Raw genomic sequence first — 20,699 nt, forward strand, 5'->3', positions numbered from 1 at the left:
AGCGTGGCTGTGGTCAACCGCTGCCTTCACGGCTTCGCTCCGGGCAACGCATCGCCCGAAAGCACCGCGTAGAGCAGATGGTCGGCCCAGACGCCGTTGATCTTGAGATAGGCCCGCGCCAGCCCCTCGTGCTGGAACCCGATCCGCTCCAGCAGCCGCCGCGACGGTTCGTTGTTCGGCAAGCAGGCGGCCTCGACCCGGTGCAGTGCAAGCTCGGAGAAGGCAAAGCGCACCGCGCCGCGCACGGCTTCGGCCATGTGCCCCTTGCCGGCATGGCGCTTGCCCATCCAGTAGCCGAGCGTGCAGGCCTGGGCGACGCCGCGGCGGATCAGGCCAAGGGTCAACCCGCCGAGCAGGATCTCGGTATGGGCTTCGAAGATGAACAGCGAATAGGCTTCGTCGCTGGCGATTTCGCGTGCCGCTCGCTTGGCGCGCAGCCGGAAGGAGGCCCGGGTCAGGTCGTCCTCGTTCCAGGTCGGCTCCCAGGGGGTCAGGAAGTCGCGGCTTTCGATCCGCAGCATGGCCCAGGCGGAGTAGTCGCTGGCCTGCGGCGCACGCAGATAGAGATTCGGCGTCCGTATCAACGGGCGGCTCGGCGGCTCGCTCGGGAAACGGAAGAGCGCCATCGCCGTTCAGTCCGCTGCCCGGGCAGCCTGACGCAGGCGCTTGGCCCCGGGAATACCGTGGATCGGGCCGATCGCCGCGATGGTCGGCTGGTGGCCGAGTAGCGAGCGGCCCGCAGCGCGCACATCCTCGAGCGTGACCGCGTCGAGACGGGCGGCAAGTTCCTCGCGCGGGATTGCCCGGCCGAAGATCAGCACCTGCCGCGCCATCTGCTCCAGCTTGCCGCCAGGACTTTCGAGCGAGGCGAGCAGCCCCACCTTCATCTGCGCGCGGGCTCGCGCCACCTCGACCTCGCTGACATCCTCCGCCGCCTGGCGCAGGCAGCCGAGCGCAACTTCGATCAGCTCGTTCGCATCCTCAGGCGCGGTGCCGGCGCCGATGCCGAAGACGCCGCAATCCGAGAAAGGCCAGTGGAAGGCATCGATCGCATAGGCCAGGCCGCGCTGCTCGCGCACCTCCTGGAACAGGCGCGATGACAGCCCGCCGCCCAGCACCGAGGCGAAGATCTGCAAAGCGTAATGCGCGCCGCCGGTAAAGGACTTGCCGGGCAGGCCGAGCACGAGATGGACCTGCTCCTCGTCGCTGCCGATCCTGGCTTCGCCGCCTCGATATGTACCGGCCTCGCGTTCGGGCACTTCCGCGGGCTGCGCCGGCAGATTCGATAGATGCTCACGAGCGAGCGCCACCAGTTCGTCATGACCGACGGCGCCGGACGCGGCGAGCACCATATTGCCGGCATGGTAGTTGCGGGCGAGATAGGCGCGGATCGCATCCGGCGTGAAGCTCTGCACTGTCGCGGCCGTGCCGAGGATCGGCCGGCCGATCGGCTGGTCGGGGAAGGCCGCCTGCAGGAAGCGGTCATAGACGAGGTCGTCCGGCGTGTCCTGAACGGCAGAAATCTCCTGCAGGATCACACCCTTCTCGCGTTTCAGCTCCTCCTCGGTGAGGGCCGGCGAAGTGACGATGTCGGCGAGGATGTCGACGGCGAGTGCGAGATCGGTGCCGAGGACGCGGGCGGTGTAGCAGGTGTATTCGACGGATGTCGCGGCGTTGAGATCGCCGCCGACGCCCTCGATCTCCTCGGCGATCTCGCGGGCATTGCGCCGCGCCGTGCCCTTGAACGCCATGTGCTCGAGCAGATGGGCGAGGCCGTGCTCATGCGGCAGCTCGTCGCGTGATCCAGCTCCGATCCAGATGCCGAGCGAGACGGTCGCGGCATGGTCCATGCGCTGCGAGACGATGCGCAGGCCCGAGGGCAGGGTGGTCAGCTGGACATCGGGGTCATGCGCGCCTTCTTTCCGCGCGGGCGCGGCGAGTTCGACGATCTCGACCGGGGGCGTCGCGCTCACGCTGCCGCTCCCCGAACGGCGCGCGCATGCTCGCGCACGAAGGTTTCGACCTTGCCGAGATCGTTCGGCAGCAGCGTCACCCGCTCCTTGCGCTCCATCAGATCGGAGAGATGGGCGGGCAGCTCCGGCTCGACGCCGCTCGCGGCCTTCACGGCGGCCGGGAACTTGGCGGGATGGGCAGTGCCGAGCACGATCATCGGCGTCGCCGGATCGCGCTTGAGCGCCAGACGCGCGGCGCCGACGCCGATCGCGGTGTGCGGATCGAGCAGATAGCCGGCCTCGGTCCAGCTCTTCCTGATCTCGGCGGCGACCTCCTCCTCGCTTTGGGAGGCGGCATCGAACTCGCTGCGGATGCGCTGGAGCGGTCCGTCCGCGATCTCGAAGCGGCCGGATTGCTGCAGCGACTGCATCAGCCGGCGCACGGCCGCGCCGTCGCGGTCATGCGCTTCGAACAGCAGCCGCTCGAAATTGGACGAGATCTGGATGTCCATCGAGGGCGAGGTCGTCGCCGCCACGCCGCGCATCTCGTAGACGCCCGTTTCCAGCGTCCGCGCCAGGATGTCGTTGCTGTTCGTCGCGATGGTCAGCCGCTCGATGGGCAGGCCCATCTGCTTGGCGACCCAGCCGGCGAGGATGTCGCCGAAATTGCCGGTCGGGACCGTGAAGGAGACCTTGCGCTCCGGCCCGCCCAGCGAGACGGCCGAGGTGAAGTAATAGACCACCTGAGCGGCGATGCGGGCCCAGTTGATCGAGTTGACGCCCGAGAGCCCGATCTCGTCGCGGAAGGCGTGATGGTTGAACATCGCCTTCACGAGGTTCTGGCAGTCGTCGAAGGTGCCTTCGACCGCGATGGCATGGACGTTCGGCGCGTCGACCGTCGTCATCTGCCGGCGCTGCACATCGGAGACGCGGCCCTGCGGATAGAGGATGAAGACATCGACGCTCTTCAACCCCTTGAAGGCGTCGATGGCCGCGCCGCCGGTGTCGCCGGACGTCGCGCCGACGATGGTGGCGCGCTGGCCGCGCTGGCCCAGCACATGATCCATCAGCCGGCCGAGCAATTGCATCGCGACGTCCTTGAAGGCGAGCGTCGGGCCGTGGAAGAGTTCCAGTACGAAGAGGTTGTCGCCGATCTGCGTCAGCGGGCAGACGGCCGGATGGCGGAAGCCGGCATAAGCCTGATGGATCATGCCGGAGAGCGCGCCGCTCTCGATGTCGCCGTCGGTCAGCGCGCCGAGCACGCGTTCGGCCACGGCCGTATAGGGCTTCCCGGCGAAGCCGGCGATCTCCGTTTTCGTGAGCGCCGGCCAGGCTTGCGGCAGATAGAGGCCGCCGTCGCGGGCGAGCCCGGTCAGCAGCGCGTCGGAAAAGCTCAGCGCCGGGGCTTCACCCCGGGTGGAAACATGCAGCACGATCTTGGCCTCGGTGATCTCAGCTTGATGCTATAGGCCGGTCCGGCGGTTTCGGCAAAACCTGAACGACATCAGGTCGGTGCGGACCCTTTCCGCGCCTGCCAGGCATAGGCGGCGAAGACGCCGAGCAATGTCAGCGCCAGGCCGAACCAGGTCAGGGCGTATTGCAGGTGATTGTCGGGGATGCGGTCGATGAGCTCGCGCACATCCACCCCTGCCGGCGGCCTCATTCCGTCGCCTTCGCGCTCGGCTTCCAGATAGAACGGCGCCGGCGGCAAGCCGAGGGACGCGGCGATCGCCGCGGGGTCGCGCGTGTAGAATTCGCGGATCGCCGGCAGGTCTTCCGGCGTGAAGCTGTTGCGGGTTTCGGGCGCCCGCAGGAAGCCCGTGACCGTGTCCGGCCCGCTCGCCGGGCCGATCTGGCCCATGCGGCTTTCCGGCACGAAGCCGCGATTGACCAGAATGATGCCGCCATCCGCGAGCCTGAAACCCTGGAACACCCAGCGGCCGAAGCCGGAGAGCTGCCGCGAGCCGGGCGGCCCGGCGGCGATCGTGGTGCGGACTCCGGCGATCGGCCCGTCGACATAGGTGCCCTTCGCGGCGACGCGGGAGAGATCGAGCGCCGCTGCATCGAGCTTGGCCCATTCGGCGCTCGGCGGAATCGCGCCGGGCGCTCCGGCGGCTTGTGCCTGCAGGCGCTCGATATAGGCGTGCTTCTCCTGCATGCGCTGGAGTTGCCAGGTTCCGAGCATGCAGAGGATCGCCGTTCCGATGATCGTTAGGACGGTCGGCAGGAGCAGCCCGGGTTTCCGGTCGCTTGCGGTTTGCGCGGTCACTTCGCCCGCCTGCCTTCCTCGGCTTTGTTGGCGTATTGCAGCGCGACTGCCAGCCCCTTCATCGGCCTGAGCAGGGCAAGGCAGATGACCAGTGCCAGCGGCAGCCACATCATGAGGTGCAGCCAGATCGGCGGTTCATAGGCGATCTCGACATAGAGCGCCGCTCCCAGAACAATGAAGCCGGCGATCAGCATGATGAAGACGGCAGGGCCGTCGGCCGAGTCGGCGAATTTATAGTCGAGGCCGCAGGCGCTGCAGCGCGGCTTCAACTTGAGGAAGCCGTCGAACAGCGCCCCCTCGCCGCAGCGTGGACAGCGGCCCGCCAGCCCCGTCGAGTAGGGCGAAGGAGGTGTGGGTTCAGAACCGGCCATCATAGCCTCCGAAGCGCGAAAGGCGGCCTCGCGGCCGCCTTTCGTCAGACGAGAACCGCGAGGGCGCGGTACGGCGCGTGATCAATGCGCGGCGGCTGCGTGCGCGCCGGCGCCCCAGACATAGATCGAGGCGAACAGGAACAGCCAGACCACGTCGACGAAGTGCCAGTACCAGGCGGCGAATTCGAAGCCGAGATGCTGCTGCGGCTTGAAGTGGCCGAGATAGGACCGGTAGAGGCACACGGCCAGGAAGATCGTGCCGATGATGACATGGGCGCCGTGGAAGCCGGTCGCCATGAAGAAGGTGGCGCCGTAGATGTTGCCCTTGAAGGCGAAAGTGGCGTGCGAATACTCGTAAGCCTGGCACAGCGTGAACAGGACGCCGAGGATCACGGTGAGCCACAGGCCCTGCTTCAGGCCGGCGCGATCATTGTTGATCAGCGCATAATGCGCCCAGGTCACCGTGGTGCCCGAGGTCAGCAGGATCAGGGTGTTGAGGAGCGGCAGGTGCCAGGGATCGAAGGTCTCGATGCCCTTCGGGGGCCAGACGCCGCCGGTGAAGTCGTAGCGGAGATAATTGATCGTCTCGCCCGAGAACAGGCTGGCGTCGAAATAGGCCCAGAACCACGCGACGAAGAACATCACCTCGGAGGCGATGAACATGATCATGCCGTAGCGGTGATGGAGCTGGACGACGCGGGTGTGGTGGCCTTCCTTCTCGGCCTCGCGGATCACGTCCATCCACCAGGCGAGCATGGTGTAGAGCACGCCGAGCAGGCCGGCGCCGAACACGAGCGGGCCGATATGCATGCCGCCGACCGGCAGCGCCTTCATCCACATCACGGCGCCGATCGCCATGATCGTCGCGCTCGCGGCGCCGACGAGCGGCCACGGGCTCGGATCGACGAGGTGGTAGTCGTGGTGCTTCGTATGGGCCCCGGCCATCGTATTCAGTCTCCGCGTACGACGTCTTGTCCGCGCATTTGCTCTAGCGCGTTCTACAGTTTCGAATTGCCCGCGTCACCCTTGACGGAGCCAGCCTTGTCCTCGGCGACGGGCTGGCCCGACTTCGAGGCGAAATAGGTATAGGACAATGTGATGGCGTGGACGCCGTCGAGTTCGCGATTCCCAGCGATTTCGGGGTCGATATAGAACACCACCGGTGCCTCGAAGCTCTCGCCGGGCTTCAGCGTATGCTCGGTAAAGCAGAAGCACTGGATTTTGACGAAATAGGCGGCCGCCTTGTCCGGCGCGATATTGTAGGTCGCGATGCCGGTCACAGTGCGGTCCGAGCGATTCGTCATCTTGTAGAACACGGTCTGGGTCGCGCCGACCTGGACTTTGATCTCCGGGCTCTCCGCTTCGAACTTCCAGCCGAGCCCCGGCGCGACATTGGCGTCGAAGCGCACCGACATCGTCCGGTCGAGGATCTTGCCGGCACCGGCCGTGCCGACCTTCGGCGTGCCGCCGAAGCCGGTGACCTTGCAGAACAGATCATAGAGCGGCACCGCCGCGAAGGACGCACCAAGCATGCCGAAAGCGACGCCGACGCAGACCAGTGCGGTGCGCGCCGGGTTGCCCTTGGGTTTCTGCGGGACGGGATTCGCCATCACAGCGGCCGGTTCAGGATGGCGGGGCCGGTCTTCACCAGCGTCACCACGAAGAAGAAGATCACGAGCCCGCCGAGCACCAGCGCGAGCGCGATCGAGCGGCGGCGGCGGCGCGCCATATCCTCGGGCGAGAACGGTGCCGGTGCCGGCTTCTGGGGGTGTTGCTCGCTCATCCGATCACCTTCGGCAGGGCCCACATCAGGCCAAAACCGTTCTCGACGAGCAGCACGGCGAAGAGCAGGAAGAGATAGACGATCGAAAAGCCGAACAGGGACCAGCAGGCCTTGATGGCAGCCTGACCTTCCGTACGGCGCCAGACCTGGATCGCGAGCCAGACCATCGCGAGCCCGGTGGTCACCGAGACGATCAGGTAGATCAGGCCGCCGAAGCCCATCAGCGCCGGCAGCACGGCGACAGGAGCCATGATCAGCGAATAGAGCACGATCTGCCGCCGGGTCGCGGCGGGGCCGGCGACATTCGGCATCATCGGGATGCCCGCCCGCGCGTAATCCTCGGACTTGACCAGCGCCAGCGCCCAGAAATGAGGCGGCGTCCACAGGAAGATGATCGCGAACAGCACCAGCGAGTGCCAGCCGAAATTGCCGGTCACCACGGCCTCGCCGATCATGGGCGGGAAAGCGCCGGCGGCGCCGCCGATGACGATGTTTTGCGGGGTCCAGCGCTTCAGCCACATCGAGTAGACGACGGCATAGAAGAAGATGGTGAAGGCCAGCATGCCGGCTGCGAGCGCATTCGCGATCAGGCCGAGCACCAGCACGGATCCGACCGACAGCGTCAGGCCGAAGGCGAGCGCTTCGGAGGGCTGAATCCGGCCCGCCGGAATCGGGCGCTTGGCCGTGCGGCTCATCAGCGCGTCGATGTCGGCGTCGTACCACATGTTGAGGCAACCCGACGCGCCCGCACCGACTGCAATCGCCAGCAGCGCGGCGAAGCCGAGGACGGGGTGCACGGAGCCCGGGGCTGTCGCCATACCGGTCAGCGCCGTCACCACGACGAGCGACATCACCCGCGGCTTCAGCAGCGCGAAGAAGTCGCGCGCCTCGCCGGTGGAGGTGGTCAGGCCGTCGGTGCGGGTTTCGAACGCAGCAGACATCAGTCGGATCGTCTTCGTACTCTTGTGAACGGCGCCCGTGGGCGCAGGGTGTTCGCGGCTGTTGTGATGCCGCCCGTCTCCGGAACGCCTCGCAAGGCGCTCGGGGGAGGGGCGGCGGCGGACCGTGGGGTCCGCCGCCATTTTGTCTCAGTGGTCCGAGCCGGTGATGCGCGGCAGCGTCTCGAACTGGTGGAAGGGCGGCGGCGAGGACAGCGTCCACTCCAGCGTCGTCGCGCCTTCGCCCCACGGATTGTCGCCGGCGAGCTGCTTGCGGCTGAAGGCGACGACGATGCCGTAGAGCCAGATCAGCAGGCCGAAGGCGAAGATGTAGGAGCCGATCGACGACCAGAAATGCCAGCCCGCGAAGGCATCGGGATAGTCGACATAGTGACGCGGCATGCCGGCGAGGCCGAGGAAGTGCTGCGGGAAGAACAGCAGGTTCGCGCCGATGAAGGCGACCCAGAAGTGCAGGCGGCCGATCCAGTCCGGCATCACATAGCCGCTCATCTTCGGGAACCAGTAGTAGAAGCCCGCGAAGATGCCGAACACGGCGCCGAGCGACAGCACGTAGTGGAAGTGGGCCACGACGTAATAGGTCGCGTGCAGCGAGCGGTCGACGCCGGCATTGGCCAGCACCACGCCGGTGACGCCGCCGACGGTGAACAGGAAGATGAAGCCCATCGCCCAGACCATCGGGGCGGTGAAGCGGATCGAGCCGCCCCACATCGTCGCGATCCAGGAGAAGATCTTGATGCCCGTCGGGACCGCGATGACCATCGTCGCGAATACGAAGTAGCGCTGCGTGTTGAGCGATAGGCCGGCGGTATACATGTGGTGAGCCCACACGATGAAGCCGACCACGCCGATCGCGACCATGGCGTAGGCCATGCCGAGATAGCCGAAGATCGGCTTCTTCGAGAAGGTCGAGATGATGTGGCTGACGATGCCGAAGGCCGGCAGGATCATGATGTAGACTTCGGGGTGACCGAAGAACCAGAACAGGTGCTGGTACAGGATCGGATCGCCGCCGCCGGCCGGATCATAGAAGGTCGTGCCGAAGTTGCGGTCCGTCAGCAGCATGGTGATCGCCCCGGCGAGGACCGGCAGCGAGAGCAGCAGCAGGAAGGCGGTGACCAGCACGCCCCAGGCGAACAGCGGCATCTTGTGCATGGTCATGCCAGGCGCGCGCATGTTCAGGATCGTGGTGATGAAGTTGATCGCGCCGAGGATCGAGGCGGCGCCTGCAAGGTGCAGCGACAGGATGCCGAAATCGACGGAGGGGCCGGGGTGGCCGGCGGTCGAGAACGGCGGATAGACCGTCCAGCCCGTGCCGACGCCATGCGCGCCCGGGGCGCCTTCCATGAACATCGAGATGATCATCAGCACGAAGGCTGCGACGGTGAGCCAGAACGAGATGTTGTTCATGCGCGGGAAGGCCATGTCCGGCGCGCCGATCATCAGCGGCACGAACCAGTTGCCGAAGCCGCCGATGACCGCGGGCATGACCATGAAGAAGATCATGATCAGGCCGTGGCCGGTGACGAACACGTTGTAGCTCTGGCCGTTCGCGAAGATCTGCACGCCGGGATACATCAGCTCGATACGCATCATGATCGAGAGGAAGCCGCCGACGAGGCCCGCGATGATCGAGAAGATCAGGTAGAGCGTGCCGATGTCTTTGTGGTTGGTCGACAGAAGCCACCGGCGCCACCCGGTCGGGTGGTCGTGATGGGCCTCGTCATGGCCGTGAGCGTGCTGAGCCGCTGTTGCCATCGTGTTGTCTCCTCGGCGAATTACTTGGACGCGGCGGCGAGCTTGCTGCCCGCATCCTCGGCATTGGCGAACTTCTGCTTCGCTTCGGCGAGCCAGGCGGCGTAGCGCTCCTGGCTGACGACGCGGAAGGCGATCGGCATGTAGGCGTGGTTCTGGCCGCAGATGAACGAGCACTGGCCGTAATAGATGCCTTCGCGCTCGGCCTTGAACCAGGTTTCGTTCAGGCGGCCGGGGATCGCGTCGATCTTGATGCCGAAGGACGGCACCGTGAACTTGTGGATGACGTCGGCGCCGGTGACCTGGACGCGGACGATTTTGCCGACCGGCACGATCGCTTCGTTGTCGACGGCGAGCAGGCGCGGGGCCTCGGCCTCGGCGATCTTCTTGCTGGCGATCGCCTCGGCGCGCTGCTTCTCGTCCAGCATCAGCGAGTCGAAGCCGAAGGCGCCGTTGTCCTGCGCGTATTCATAGGACCAGTACCACTGCTTGCCGGTGACCTTCAGGGTCAGGTCGGCCTGCGGCACCTCGAGCTGCAGCTTCAGCAGCCGGAAGGAGGGAATCGCGATGACGACGAGAATCAGGACCGGGATCACCGTCCAGCACACTTCGAGCAGGGCGTTGTGCGTGGTCTTGGAGGGGACCGGATTCGCCTTCTCGTTGAAGCGGAAGACGACATAGATCAGCAGCGCCAGCACGAAGAGCGTGACCACGCCGATGATGATGTTCAGCCAGTCATGAAACCAGTGGATGAACTCGGCGACGGGGGTCGCTGCGCCCTGCAGGTTCATCTGCCAGGGGGAAGGCATGCCGGTGCCGGCGACGGCCGGGACGGTCGCCAGCGCGGCGACGGCAAGGGCCGTGACGGCCGCGGTTGCAAAGGTCCTGCTCAGAAATCGCATCGATCCGACATGCTCCTCAATCGACCTGCATGGGAACCGACCGGCTTTGCCCCACGCACGAAGGGGCGACCGCGAAGGTCGCCTCGTTCTTCGGCATTGCGATAAATCAAAGATCACGCTTGCGCCAGTGGGGCAATGACACGGTCCATCATCATCTGTGCGGCATAATCGCGCGAGGCCTTGACGGAACCGCGCCCGCACCCGCGTGCACGCCTTGACAGGGCCGGGTCTGCATGGTCCCAACGCATTTTATGTGAGTAGCGGCGGGATTCTCTGGCGCGGTCGGCGTTTTGCCTGAATCTTGCGCTTCTTCTGCGGTTTCTGGACGGGTTTCGAAGGATGGCAGGGATGAAGAGGATCATCGGGGCGGCAGGCGCCTTGGCGCTGGCGCTCATGGGGACGAGCCTCTACGCCGGCTCCGCGCTCGCGCAGGGTGCGGTGCGTTCCACACATGGCGATTGGCAGATGCGCTGCGAGGTGCCGCCCGGCGCCAAGGCGGAGCAATGCGCGCTGGTCCAGAACGTCGCGGCCGAGGATCGGCCGAATCTGACGCTCCTCGTCATCGTGCTGAAGACCGCCGATCAGAAGAGCCGGCTCCTGCGTGTCGTCGCGCCGCTCGGCGTGCTGCTGCCGTCGGGCCTCGGCCTCAAGATCGACGACAAGGACATCGGGCGCGCCGGTTTCGTGCGCTGCCTGACGACTGGTTGCGTCGCCGAGGTCGTCATGGACGACAACCTGCTTGGCCAGCTCAAGGGCGGCAAGAGCGCGACATTCATTGTATTCCAGACGCCGGAGGAGGGGGTGGGCGTGCCCGTCTCGCTCAACGGCTTCGGCCCCGGCGTGGAGGCGCTGCCTTGATCGACCAGACTTTGACTGCGGGCCGCTGGCTCGCCCTGCCGCTGCTTTGCCTGGGCCTCGCCGGGTGCGGCTCCTCCTCATCGTCGTCAGGCGGCAGCACGGCGCTCAACATGCTGATGTTCCAGTCCACGAAGCCGCCGGTGCCTGACCAGCTGCCGAAGGAAGAGGACCGGAATGACACTGTCTGCCCGGAGGTGATCATCGCCGATGGCGGCGCCGCCATCCGCGCCCAGGCCGGCCAGGACAGCAGCGGTCTGCGCTACCAGGTTTCGATCACGAATGTCGCGCGCGAATGCACGCCGACTGGCAATGGCGGCTTCCGTCTCAAGGTCGGTGTCGAGGGCCGTGTGCTCCTTGGCCCGGCGGGGAGCCCGGGCAGCTACGGCGCGACCTTGGGCACGACGGTGACGCGCGGCACGACGACGGTTGCGCGCCGCAGCTCGCGCGTCGGCGGCACGATCCCGTCGGGCCAGAGCGGTGTCGATTTCTCCTTCGTCGAGGACGGCATCGTCGTGCCGGCCGGCAAGGGCGATGTCGAGATCATCGTCGGTCTGGGCCAGGGCGGCGCTGCCGCTCCGGCGCGCCATCGCCGCCGCTAAAGGCCGATTTGCCGTGAAAGAAGGCGCCGCCCGGATTGACTGGGCCGGTGCCTCCTGTATCTCTGCCCTAGCCGCATATCCCCGCGGAAGAGACCGGGCCTGATCCGTCAGGGCCGGCGCCGAAGGCGCAACCGCCCCGGAAACGCTCAGGCAAAAGGACCGCTGGGGACTTGGCGCTCTGGAAAGCGGTGGACAGCGATGTCCGCCCACCGACGGGTGTAACTCGTCCGGCCTGACGGCTGGCGGGGAAATCTCTCAGGTCCCAAGACAGAGGGGGCGCGTTCCGGACGATTCCGTCCGGAGCCTGCGCTCGATTCTGGGAGGGGCATGCCATGGCTGCCGAGGCTCTTGAGGCCACAACCGACACCGCCAGCGCGCCCGCGCCGCTGAAGACGCCGCTTCATTCCCGCCATGTCGCGCTCGGCGCCCGCATGGTGCCCTTCGCCGGCTACGACATGCCGGTGCAGTATCCGTCGGGCATCCTGACCGAGCACAACTGGACACGCGAGAAGGCCGGGCTCTTCGACGTCTCGCATATGGGCCAGGCTTTCCTGATCGGGCCTGACCACGAGACGACGGCGAAGGCGCTGGAAGCGCTGATTCCCGCCGATATCGTCAATCTCGCTCCCGGCAAGCAGCGCTATTCGCAGCTCCTCAACGATGACGGCGGCATCCTTGACGATCTGATGGTGACGCGCTCGATCGATCCCGATGAGGACGGCGCGCTTTATCTGGTCGTCAACGCCGCCTGCAAGGACGCTGACTACGCCCATATCGAGGCGCGCCTGCCGGCCAATGTGAAGCTGGTCCGCGCCGAACATCGCGGCCTGATCGCGCTTCAAGGCCCGGGCGCGGAAGCCGCGCTCGCGAAAATCGCGCCGGAAGCCGCCGAGATGGGCTTCATGACCTCGCGCACCATGAAGGTCGCCGGCATAAAGGCCAATGTCAGCCGCTCCGGCTATACCGGTGAGGATGGCTACGAGATCTCCGCCGCCGCGACCAAGATCGGCGAGATCTGGGACACGCTGCTGCTCGACGCCAGCGTCAAGCCGATCGGCTTGGGCGCCCGCGATTCGCTGCGGCTTGAAGCCGGCTTGTGCCTCTATGGCCACGACATCGACACCACGACGTCCCCGATCGAGGCCGCGCTGAACTGGTCGATCCAGAAGCGCCGTCGCGAGGAGGGCGGCTTCCCCGGCGCCGCGCGCATCCAGCGCGAGCTGGCTGAGGGCGTCTCGCGCATCCGCGTCGGCCTCAAGCCGGAAGGTCGTGCCCCGGCTCGCGAGGGCACGGAGATCGCGACGCCGGAAGGCGACGTGATTGGCACTGTGACCTCGGGCGGCTTCGGCCCGACGCTGAACGGCCCCTGCGCCATGGGCTACGTCGCCAAGGCCCATTCCGCGCCGGGCACCAAGCTCAATCTCATCGTGCGCGGCAAGCCGCTGCCGGCGGTGGTGGCACCGATGCCTTTCGTGCCGAACGGCTACAAGCGCTGACCTGATTTTCGATTTTTCGCCAGGAGGAAACCATGGCCGAGACCCGCTACAGCAAGGACCACGAATATATCCGCATCGACGGCGATGTCGGCACCGTCGGCATCTCCGACTACGCCCAGTCGCAGCTCGGCGACGTCGTCTTCGTCGAGCTCCCGGCCCTGGGCAAGGCGCTGGCCAAGGGCGGCGAGGCCGCGGTGGTCGAGAGCGTCAAGGCCGCTTCCGAGGTCTATGCCCCGGTTTCCGGTGAGGTTGTCGAGGTCAATGCCGAGCTCGAAGCGGCGCCGGGCGCTGTCAACGAGGACCCGGCCGGCAAGGGCTGGTTCCTCAAGATCAGGATCAAGGACGCGGCCGAGCTCGACGGGCTGATGAACGAGGCCGAGTACCAGAACTACGTCAAGACGCTCTGAGTACGAGCGCCACGTCATTCTCGGGCAGCGCGAAGCGGCGACCCGAGAACCTCGTGACGAGAATCTCGTGACGAGAAGATGCTGGTTGAAGAGATGCTCGGGTCAAGCCCGAGCATGACGTCGTTGAAAACCGCGCAGAGCACAATAGGAACCCCCATGCGCTATCTCCCGCTCACCGATACCGACCGCGAGGACATGCTCGCGCGGATCGGCGTCTCCAATATCGACGCGCTGTTCAGCGACGTGCCGGCCGGCAAGCTGCTGAAGGGCCCGGTCGATCTGCCCCGCGCCAAGGGTGAGCTCGAGGTCGAGCGCGTCCTCGGCAAGATGGCCGGCAAGAACACCGCCGCCTCGGCCGTGCCTTTCTTCGTCGGTGCCGGTGCCTATAAGCACCATGTGCCGGCGACGGTGGATCACCTGATCCAGCGCTCGGAATTCCTGACCAGCTACACGCCCTACCAGCCCGAGATCGCGCAGGGCACGCTGCAATATCTCTTCGAGTTCCAGACCCAGGTCGCTGCGCTGACCGGCATGGAGGTTGCCAACGCCTCGATGTATGACGGCTCGACCGGCACCGGCGAGGCCGTGCTGATGGCGCATCGCGTCACCAAGCGCCGCAAGGCCGTGCTCTCCGGCGGCCTGCACCCGCACTACACGGCGGTGGTCGAGACTCTCTCCGAGATGGCCAATGACGAGGTCGTGGTGCTCAAGCCCGACGTCTCGGCCAATGAGGACATACTCTCTCAGATCGACGACAGCGTCTCCTGCGTCGTCGTCCAGTCGCCGGACGTGTTCGGCAATCTGCGCGACCTCAAGCCGATCGCCGAGAAGGCCCATGCCCATGGCGCGCTGCTGATCGCGGTCTTCACCGAGGTCGTCTCGCTCGGCGCGGTCGTGCCCCCGGGCGCGCAGGATGCCGACATCGTCGTCGGTGAGGGCCAGTCGATCGGCAATGCGCTGAATTTCGGCGGTCCCTATGTCGGCCTCTTCGCTGCCAAGTCGAAATATATCCGCCAGATGCCGGGCCGGCTCTGCGGCGAGACGGTCGATTCGACCGGCCAGCGCGGTTTCGTGCTGACGCTCTCGACCCGCGAGCAGCATATCCGCAGGGACAAGGCGACCTCTAACATCTGCACCAATTCCGGCCTCTGCGTGCTGGCCTTCACCATCCACATGACGCTGCTGGGCCAGACCGGTCTCGCCCGTCTCGCCGAAGTCAACCACGCCAATGCGGTGAAGCTCGCCGACCTGCTGGCGGGTGTGGAGGGCGTCACCGTGCTCAACGAGAGCTTCTTCAACGAGTTCACGGTGAAGCTGAAGAAGCCGGCCGCCGAGGTCGTCGAGGTTCTGGCTGCCAAGGGCATCCTGGCTGGCGTCCCCGTCTCGCGCCTTCTGCCCGGAGCCGGGCTGGACGACCTGCTGATCATCGCCTCGACCGAGGTGAATACCGATGAAGACCGGGCGGCCCTCGTGGCGGCGCTCGTGGAGGTGCTGTGATGCTGAACCGTCAGGGACGTCCCACCCAGGCCGGCGAGGCCTCGCACCAAGAGCACCTTACCTTCACCGGCAACAAGGCTCTCCAGCAGATCGAGCCGCTGATCTTCGAGATCGGCCATCATGAGGCGACCGGCGTCGACATCGACAAGCCGGCCCCGTTCAAGTCGCGGCTCGGCAAGCATGCCCGCCAGGGCGAGATCGGCCTTCCCGGCCTCTCCGAGCCCGAGACGATGCGCCACTTTGTGCGTCTCAGCCAGAAGAACTACGGTATCGACACCGGGCTCTTCCCGCTCGGCTCCTGCACGATGAAGCACAATGCCCGCCTCAACGAGAAGGTGGCGCGGCTGCCGGGCTTCTCCGACGTGCATCCGCTGCAGCCGCTCTCGACCGTGCCCGGCGCACTCGAGCTGATGCTTGAACTTTCCCGCTACCTGATGACGCTGACCGGCATGCCGGCGGTGGCGCTCTCGCCCAAGGCGGGCGCCCATGGCGAGGCCTGCGGCATGATGGCGATCAAGGCCGCGATCGCGGCGAAGGGCGAGGGCGCGACCCGCAATGTCGTGCTCGTCCCCGAATCGGCCCATGGCACCAACCCGGCGACTGCGGCCCTGATCGGCTTCTCGGTGAAGGCGGTTCCGGCGCGTCCCGACGGCACCGTCGCGGTCGAGGATGTGAAAGCCCTGCTCGGGCCGGACATTGCCGCGATCATGCTGACCAACCCGAACACCTGCGGTATCTTCGAGCCTGAGATCGTCGAGATCGCTGCGGCGATGCATGAGGCCGGCGCCTATTTCTACTGCGACGGTGCCAACTTCAACGCGATCGTCGGCAAGGCCCGTCCCGGCGATCTCGGCGTCGACGCCATGCACATCAACCTGCACAAGACCTTCTCGACGCCTCATGGCGGCGGCGGTCCCGGCGCAGGCCCGGTCGTGCTCTCCGAGCGTCTGGCGCCCTTCGCGCCCGTGCCCTTCATCCATGTCGAGAACAACAAGCCGCATCTGATCGAGACGCGCGGGGAAGCGCCCGCCGGCAACAAGCCATTCGGCCGGATGACCGCGTTCCACGGCCAGATGGGCATGTATGTCCGCGCGCTCGCCTATATGCTCAGCCACGGCTCGGACGGCATGCGCCAGGCTTCCGAGGATGCGGTGCTGAACGCGAACTACATCCGCGCCGGCCTCGCCGATTTGATGTCGCTGCCCTTCCCGGACCACCCGTCGATGCATGAGGTGCTGTTCGACGATGAGTGGCTGAAGGGTTCGGGCGTTTCGACCCTCGATTTCGCCAAGGCGATGATCGACGAGGGCTACCACCCGATGACGGTCTATTTCCCGCTCGTCGTGCACGGCGCCATGCTGATCGAGCCGACCGAGTCGGAATCGAAGGCTGCGCTCGATCTCTTCATCGCCACACTGCGCGATCTCGCCATGGCGGCCAAGGGCAACGACAAGGAGCGCTTCACCAGCGCACCGCATCACGCTCCGATCCGCCGCCTCGACGAGACCCGCGCCGCCCGCCAGCCCGTGCTGAAATGGGAGAAGCCGGCGCCGGTCAAGGAAGCCGCCGAGTAGGCGCTTCATCCGTCCTGACGATATTCGTCAGCATGGTGAAGGGCGCTGCTCGCTTCTTAAGCCTTCCTTGACTATGTCGCGGAATGATCCCCCGGTGCCGCTCTGTGCGGCCCGGGGGTTTTCATGTCTATGCGTCCCTCCATCCTCGCTGCGGCGGCCGCGCTTCTGCTGGCCTCGACGGCGATCGTGCGTGCGAACGAGCCGAGCTACGGCCCGAACACCTATGACCGCACGCTCGAGGCGTTGATTGCCCATGAGGATGTCGCCAATCGCGGCGGCTGGCCCAAAGTGCCCGGCAGCGCCAGCACCCTGAAGCCGGATTCGCAAGGTGCCGATGTCGTCGCGCTGAAGCAGCGCCTGCTCGCCAGCGGCGATCTCGCGCCCGAGGCCGTGGCGGGCGACACCTACGATGCCAACGTGACCGAGGCCGTGAAGCGCTTCCAGCGCCGCCACGGCCTGTCGGATCTCGGGACGGTCGGGCGCCTCACGCTCAAGGCGATGAACACGCCTGTCGAGGCGCGCCTGAACCAACTCACCGCGACGCTGGAGCGGCTCAAGGGCAACGGCTTCAACTTCGCCAGCCGCTATGTCGTGGTGAACATCCCCGGCGCCAGCGTCGAGGCGGTCGAGAACGGTACGGTCGCCCAGCGCCATCTCGCCATCGTCGGCCGCCCGGACCGGCCTTCGCCGGTTATTCAGGCCAACATCACCTCGGTCAACCTGAACCCGTACTGGACGGTGCCGATGTCGATCGTGAAGGCCGACGTCATCCCGCATATGCGCAAGGATCCGGGCTTCATCGCCAAGTCGAACATGAAACTGCTCGGAGCCGAGAACAAGGAAATCGACCCGAAGAGCGTCAACTGGGCGGCCCTGACCAATCCCTATTTCTACGTGCGTCAGGAGCCCGGGCCGACCAATTCGCTCGGCCAGCTCAAGATAGACATGCCGAATGGCGACGCTGTCTACATGCATGACACGCCGAAGAAGACGCTGTTCCGCAACGACGTACGCTTCAACTCCTCCGGCTGCGCCCGCATCGAGGGTGTGCGCGATCTCGCCGCCTGGCTGCTGGAAGGCTCGGAATGGACCCGGCAGGGGATCGAGGACGAGATCGCCAAGGGCGAGCGCAAGAACATCCCGCTCAAGAAGTCGGTGCCGGTCGCCTGGGTCTATCTGACCGGCTGGCAGGGGGCGGACGGGCAGGTCCAGTTCCGCGACGACATCTATGGGCTCGACACGCCGCAGGGCATCGTCACCTCGACGATTCAGCCACGCAAGCCGAAGCCGAAGGTGGCGTCAGAGCCGCCGGCGCGGCCGGCGGTGGCGCCCGTGACGGCGGCGCGCAACGCCCCGGCTCCGGCGGCGACCGCGAGCAACTGAAAGGCGGCACCTGCCGTCATTCTTCGGCGAAGCGAAGGAGAAGACCCGAGAATCTCGGGCCGGAACAGGCGCGAGAGCCTCCTTCGGCATGAGATGCTCGGGGCAAGCGCGAGCACGACGCTCGATCTTCGTTGATCCCTGAACGAAAAACGCCGCGCTCCTCGGGAGCGCGGCGTCAGATCTTATCCAATCAACCGAAGCTCAGTTGAGCTTGGCCTTGACCTCGTTGAGTCCAGCAGCGAAGGCGGCGTCACTGGCCTTGCCGGCCATCTGGCCGCGCAGGATGGTCTCGGCCGCCTTGGTGGCAGCCTCCGCAGCCGCGGCGCGAACCTCGGCCTCGGCCTGGCTCTCGGCCTGTGCGATTTTCTCCTCCGCGGACTTCGTGCGGCGGGCGACGAAATCGGCGAGCTTGGCCTCGGCTTCCGCTGCGAGGCGCTTGGCCTCTTCATTGGCGGAAGAGACGATCTCGGCGGCCTCGGCCTCGGCGGCTTTGCGCTTCGCGTCGTACTCGGCGAGCAGCTTCTCGGCCTCCTGACGCAGGCGGCGGGCTTCCGCCAGCTCCTGCGCGACCTTCTCGCCGCGCGCGTCGAGTGCCTTCACGATCATGCCCGGCACGCCGAACTTGACGAGAATGGCGAGGAAGATGACGAGCGCGACGCCGACCCAGAAAGTATCCATCTGATCTCTCCTCAGCCGCGCGTCAGGGCCTGGTCGACAGCCGCCGACGCCTCGCTGGCGCTGGGAGCCTGACCGGTGAGCTTGGTGACGATGGCGACAGCGATGTCGCCGCCGAGATCGCGCACATTGCTCATGGCATTGACCTTGGTCTTGGCGATGGTTGCCTCGGCCTGGGCAAGCTTGGCAGCAAGCTCCGCCTCGGTAGCGTGGCGCTGGGCCTCGCTAGCCTTCGCGCCCGTCTCGCGCGCCGTCTGGGCGATGCCCTGGGCGTTCTTGCGAGCTTCGCCGAGAGCCTTTTCATAGGCCTGCGCCATGTCCTCGGCCTTGGCCTGCATCTGGGTGGCCTGGTCGAGATCGCGGCCGATCGTCTCGGCGCGCTCTTCCAGGATGGAGCCGAGGCGCGGCAGCGCGACCTTGGACATCAGCCAGTAGAGAGCCGCGAAGGTGATGGCGAGCCAGAACAGGTTGCTCGCGAAGTGAGCCGGGTCGAAGGGCGGGAAAGACGCCTTCTCGCCGCTCAGGCCGTGTTGCTGCTCGGCAGCCTGCGCCGCGCCAGCCAGCAGAGTGGCGAACGAGGCGACAGCCACCGGCCATCCTTGTCCGACGAACCCTGAAGATCGAACCGGCATGGGGTGCCTTTCAGCGCAGAGAAAAGGAAGCGCCGCGCACGTGGCCGAAGCAGGGCCGGCGCGCGCGACGGGAACGCGATCGACGTGAAGCGTCAGACCACGAAGAGCAGGACGAGCGCGACGACGAACGCGAAGATGCCCAGACCTTCGGCGAGCGCCGCGCCGATGAAGGCGCGCGGGAACTGGCCGTCAGCAGCCGACGGGTTGCGCAGGGCGCCCGAGAGGAAGTTGCCGAAGATGGTGCCGACGCCGATGGCGGCGAGGCCCATGCCGAGCGAAGCGAGACCAGCGCCGATGAACTTGGCTGCAACAGGATCCATGATGTTTCTCCAGTGTGGAAGGCTAAAGGGCGGGTTGAACTTTTGCGAGCGCGGCTTGGGCTCAGTGGCCGGGATGCAGCGCGTCGTTGAGATAGACGCAGGTCAGGATCGCGAAGACATAGGCCTGCAGGGCCGCGACCAGAACCTCGAGCGCGGTGAGGGCCACCGCCAGCAGCAGCGGCAGCGGCGCGATGGCGTAGTTCAGCGCGGCGCCAGAGCCCAGCAGCACGACGACGAAGCCGCCGAAGACCTTGAGCGCGATGTGGCCGGCGAGCATGTTGCCGAACAGACGAAGCGAGAGCGAAACCGGCCGCGACAGGAAGGAGACCGCCTCGATCAGCACCATGAAGGGCAGCAGCCAGCCGGGCACGCCCGACGGCACGAAGAGGCCGAAGAAATGCGTGCCATGCTTCACGACGCCGTAGATCACCACGATGCTGATGACGAGCAGCGCCAGGGCGGCGGTGACGATGATCTGGCTGGTGACGGTGAAGGAGCCGGGCAGCAGGCCGAGCAGGTTGCTCGCCAGCACGAAGGTGAACAGCGAGAACACGAAGGGGAAGAACTTCAGCCCCTCCTTGCCCATGACGCCGGTCATGGTCGAGGCGACGAACTCATACATCATCTCGGCGAGTGATTGCAGCCGGCCGGGAACGACCGCACGCTGGCTCGAGCCGTAGATCATGATCGCGGAGACGACGGCGAGCACGATCACCATCCACAGCGAGGTGTTGGTGAAGGACAGGTCGAGGCCAAACGGCTTCAGCTCCACGATCGGGTTGATGTGGAATTGGTGGATCGGATCGATTCCGCCGCCAGCCGCCATGGTTCTGTCCCTCGTCGCGCGGCTTTGCGGGCCGCCTCTTCGGTCAATCTTTCTTCGGATCGCCGTTCGACCGTGAGGTCGGGCGCGAACCGAGCCGATAGACGGATCTGAAGCCCGCGATGGTTCCGATCGCCATGAAGGCAATCAGCAGGAACGGGGACGTTCCAAGCCACCGGTCGCCGAGGTACCCGATCAGGGCGCCCGCGATGATGCCGCCTGCGAGATCCGTCGCGGCGCGAAAGCCTGAGGACATCGCGCCCGCGAGGGCCTTGTCCTCTCCAGCCGGGCTCGCGCCCGGCTTTTCGTTCTCTTCCGCCCGTTTGATCGCGGACTTCAGGGAACCCAGTCTTGCGCGCAACTCCGAGTCTGAGGCGTTTGGGTCGGGTTCGGACATGGTCTTGGCCTCCGTCTTGACCGCGTTTACGCCGCGATCCAGCGAAAAAC

23 protein-coding genes and 1 riboswitch are annotated in these 20,699 nt (G+C 66.2%); of the genes, 7 read left to right on the forward strand and 16 right to left on the reverse strand.

Going from position 1 to position 20,699, the window contains the following annotated elements; translation table 11 throughout:
• Positions 1-26: 26 nt before the first annotated feature.
• The 11 genes from AB4Z16_RS08475 to coxB form a co-directional block, all read right to left on the reverse strand.
• Positions 27-626: a GNAT family N-acetyltransferase gene (locus AB4Z16_RS08475; RefSeq protein ID WP_441510898.1), complete on the reverse strand. Its 600-nt coding sequence runs from the start codon at positions 624-626 to the stop codon at positions 27-29.
• A 6-nt stretch (positions 627-632) separates the two neighbouring features.
• Positions 633-1,949, reverse strand: a complete 1,317-nt coding sequence (locus tag AB4Z16_RS08480) for a M16 family metallopeptidase (protein WP_441511188.1) — start codon at positions 1,947-1,949, stop codon at positions 633-635.
• 20 nt (positions 1,950-1,969) lie between these two features.
• Positions 1,970-3,385 carry a threonine synthase gene (gene thrC, locus AB4Z16_RS08485; protein ID WP_441510899.1) on the reverse strand — a complete coding sequence of 472 codons (1,416 nt, stop codon included), beginning with the start codon at positions 3,383-3,385 and terminating at the stop codon, positions 1,970-1,972.
• Between the two features lie 71 nt (positions 3,386-3,456).
• The gene (locus AB4Z16_RS08490; protein WP_441510900.1) at positions 3,457-4,221 is read right to left on the reverse strand and encodes an SURF1 family protein; all 765 of its coding nucleotides are present in this window, start codon (positions 4,219-4,221) and stop codon (positions 3,457-3,459) included.
• A complete protein-coding gene (locus AB4Z16_RS08495; RefSeq protein WP_441510901.1) occupies positions 4,218-4,592 on the reverse strand; it encodes a DUF983 domain-containing protein in 375 nt (124 codons plus the stop codon). Before AB4Z16_RS08495 ends, AB4Z16_RS08490 begins: the two co-directional genes overlap by 4 nt.
• A gap of 81 nt (positions 4,593-4,673) precedes the next feature.
• Positions 4,674-5,537 (reverse strand): cytochrome c oxidase subunit 3, encoded by an 864-nt coding sequence (locus AB4Z16_RS08500; protein ID WP_441510902.1) that lies wholly within the window; start codon positions 5,535-5,537, stop codon positions 4,674-4,676.
• Positions 5,538-5,590: 53 nt separating this feature from the next.
• Entirely contained in the window at positions 5,591-6,202 is a 612-nt protein-coding gene (locus tag AB4Z16_RS08505; protein ID WP_441510903.1) for a cytochrome c oxidase assembly protein, read from the reverse strand.
• A complete protein-coding gene (locus AB4Z16_RS08510; RefSeq protein WP_441510904.1) occupies positions 6,202-6,375 on the reverse strand; it encodes a hypothetical protein in 174 nt (57 codons plus the stop codon). Before AB4Z16_RS08510 ends, AB4Z16_RS08505 begins: the two co-directional genes overlap by 1 nt.
• A complete protein-coding gene (locus tag AB4Z16_RS08515) occupies positions 6,372-7,316 on the reverse strand; it encodes a heme o synthase (protein WP_441510905.1) in 945 nt (314 codons plus the stop codon). The genes AB4Z16_RS08510 and AB4Z16_RS08515 overlap by 4 nt, the downstream gene beginning before the upstream one ends.
• Before the next feature lie 147 nt (positions 7,317-7,463).
• Positions 7,464-9,089 (reverse strand): cytochrome c oxidase subunit I, encoded by a 1,626-nt coding sequence (gene ctaD, locus AB4Z16_RS08520; RefSeq protein ID WP_441510906.1) that lies wholly within the window; start codon positions 9,087-9,089, stop codon positions 7,464-7,466.
• A gap of 20 nt (positions 9,090-9,109) precedes the next feature.
• Complete coding sequence (gene coxB / locus AB4Z16_RS08525) at positions 9,110-9,988, reverse strand: cytochrome c oxidase subunit II (protein WP_441510907.1); 879 nt, start codon at positions 9,986-9,988, stop codon at positions 9,110-9,112.
• Between the two features lie 339 nt (positions 9,989-10,327).
• Here coxB and AB4Z16_RS08530 point away from each other — a divergent pair, with 339 nt between their 5' ends.
• The 7 genes from AB4Z16_RS08530 to AB4Z16_RS08560 all read left to right on the forward strand — a co-directional run bounded on the left by AB4Z16_RS08530 (position 10,328) and on the right by AB4Z16_RS08560 (position 17,802).
• Positions 10,328-10,846 carry an invasion associated locus B family protein gene (locus AB4Z16_RS08530; RefSeq protein ID WP_441510908.1) on the forward strand — a complete coding sequence of 173 codons (519 nt, stop codon included), beginning with the start codon at positions 10,328-10,330 and terminating at the stop codon, positions 10,844-10,846.
• Entirely contained in the window at positions 10,843-11,445 is a 603-nt protein-coding gene (locus AB4Z16_RS08535) for a hypothetical protein (protein ID WP_441510909.1), read from the forward strand. The genes AB4Z16_RS08530 and AB4Z16_RS08535 overlap by 4 nt, the downstream gene beginning before the upstream one ends.
• A gap of 74 nt (positions 11,446-11,519) precedes the next feature.
• Positions 11,520-11,617: riboswitch (glycine riboswitch) on the forward strand.
• Positions 11,618-11,777: 160 nt separating this feature from the next.
• Complete coding sequence (gene gcvT / locus AB4Z16_RS08540) at positions 11,778-12,941, forward strand: glycine cleavage system aminomethyltransferase GcvT (protein ID WP_441510910.1); 1,164 nt, start codon at positions 11,778-11,780, stop codon at positions 12,939-12,941.
• A 32-nt stretch (positions 12,942-12,973) separates the two neighbouring features.
• The gene (gene gcvH / locus AB4Z16_RS08545) at positions 12,974-13,348 is read left to right on the forward strand and encodes a glycine cleavage system protein GcvH (protein ID WP_441510911.1); all 375 of its coding nucleotides are present in this window, start codon (positions 12,974-12,976) and stop codon (positions 13,346-13,348) included.
• 156 nt (positions 13,349-13,504) lie between these two features.
• The gene (gene gcvPA, locus AB4Z16_RS08550; RefSeq protein ID WP_441510912.1) at positions 13,505-14,845 is read left to right on the forward strand and encodes an aminomethyl-transferring glycine dehydrogenase subunit GcvPA; all 1,341 of its coding nucleotides are present in this window, start codon (positions 13,505-13,507) and stop codon (positions 14,843-14,845) included.
• A complete protein-coding gene (gene gcvPB, locus AB4Z16_RS08555; protein WP_441510913.1) occupies positions 14,845-16,419 on the forward strand; it encodes an aminomethyl-transferring glycine dehydrogenase subunit GcvPB in 1,575 nt (524 codons plus the stop codon). Before gcvPA ends, gcvPB begins: the two co-directional genes overlap by 1 nt.
• Before the next feature lie 123 nt (positions 16,420-16,542).
• Positions 16,543-17,802 (forward strand): L,D-transpeptidase family protein, encoded by a 1,260-nt coding sequence (locus tag AB4Z16_RS08560; RefSeq protein WP_441510914.1) that lies wholly within the window; start codon positions 16,543-16,545, stop codon positions 17,800-17,802.
• Positions 17,803-18,003: 201 nt separating this feature from the next.
• On the opposite strand, the gene AB4Z16_RS08565 is transcribed toward AB4Z16_RS08560, so the two are convergent.
• The 5 genes from AB4Z16_RS08565 to AB4Z16_RS08585 form a co-directional block, all read right to left on the reverse strand.
• A complete protein-coding gene (locus AB4Z16_RS08565; protein WP_441510915.1) occupies positions 18,004-18,480 on the reverse strand; it encodes a F0F1 ATP synthase subunit B family protein in 477 nt (158 codons plus the stop codon).
• An 11-nt stretch (positions 18,481-18,491) separates the two neighbouring features.
• A complete protein-coding gene (locus AB4Z16_RS08570; protein WP_441510916.1) occupies positions 18,492-19,067 on the reverse strand; it encodes a F0F1 ATP synthase subunit B family protein in 576 nt (191 codons plus the stop codon).
• Between the two features lie 134 nt (positions 19,068-19,201).
• A complete protein-coding gene (locus AB4Z16_RS08575) occupies positions 19,202-19,429 on the reverse strand; it encodes a F0F1 ATP synthase subunit C (RefSeq protein WP_038360954.1) in 228 nt (75 codons plus the stop codon).
• Positions 19,430-19,490: 61 nt separating this feature from the next.
• Entirely contained in the window at positions 19,491-20,255 is a 765-nt protein-coding gene (locus tag AB4Z16_RS08580) for a F0F1 ATP synthase subunit A (protein WP_441510917.1), read from the reverse strand.
• 43 nt (positions 20,256-20,298) lie between these two features.
• Positions 20,299-20,649, reverse strand: coding sequence for an AtpZ/AtpI family protein (locus AB4Z16_RS08585; RefSeq protein WP_441510918.1), 351 nt, complete (start codon positions 20,647-20,649; stop codon positions 20,299-20,301).
• Positions 20,650-20,699: the final 50 nt, after the last annotated feature.

This window comes from Allobosea sp. TAF32, from assembly GCF_052113585.1.
In the GTDB taxonomy this organism is placed as follows: domain Bacteria; phylum Pseudomonadota; class Alphaproteobacteria; order Rhizobiales; family Beijerinckiaceae; genus Allobosea.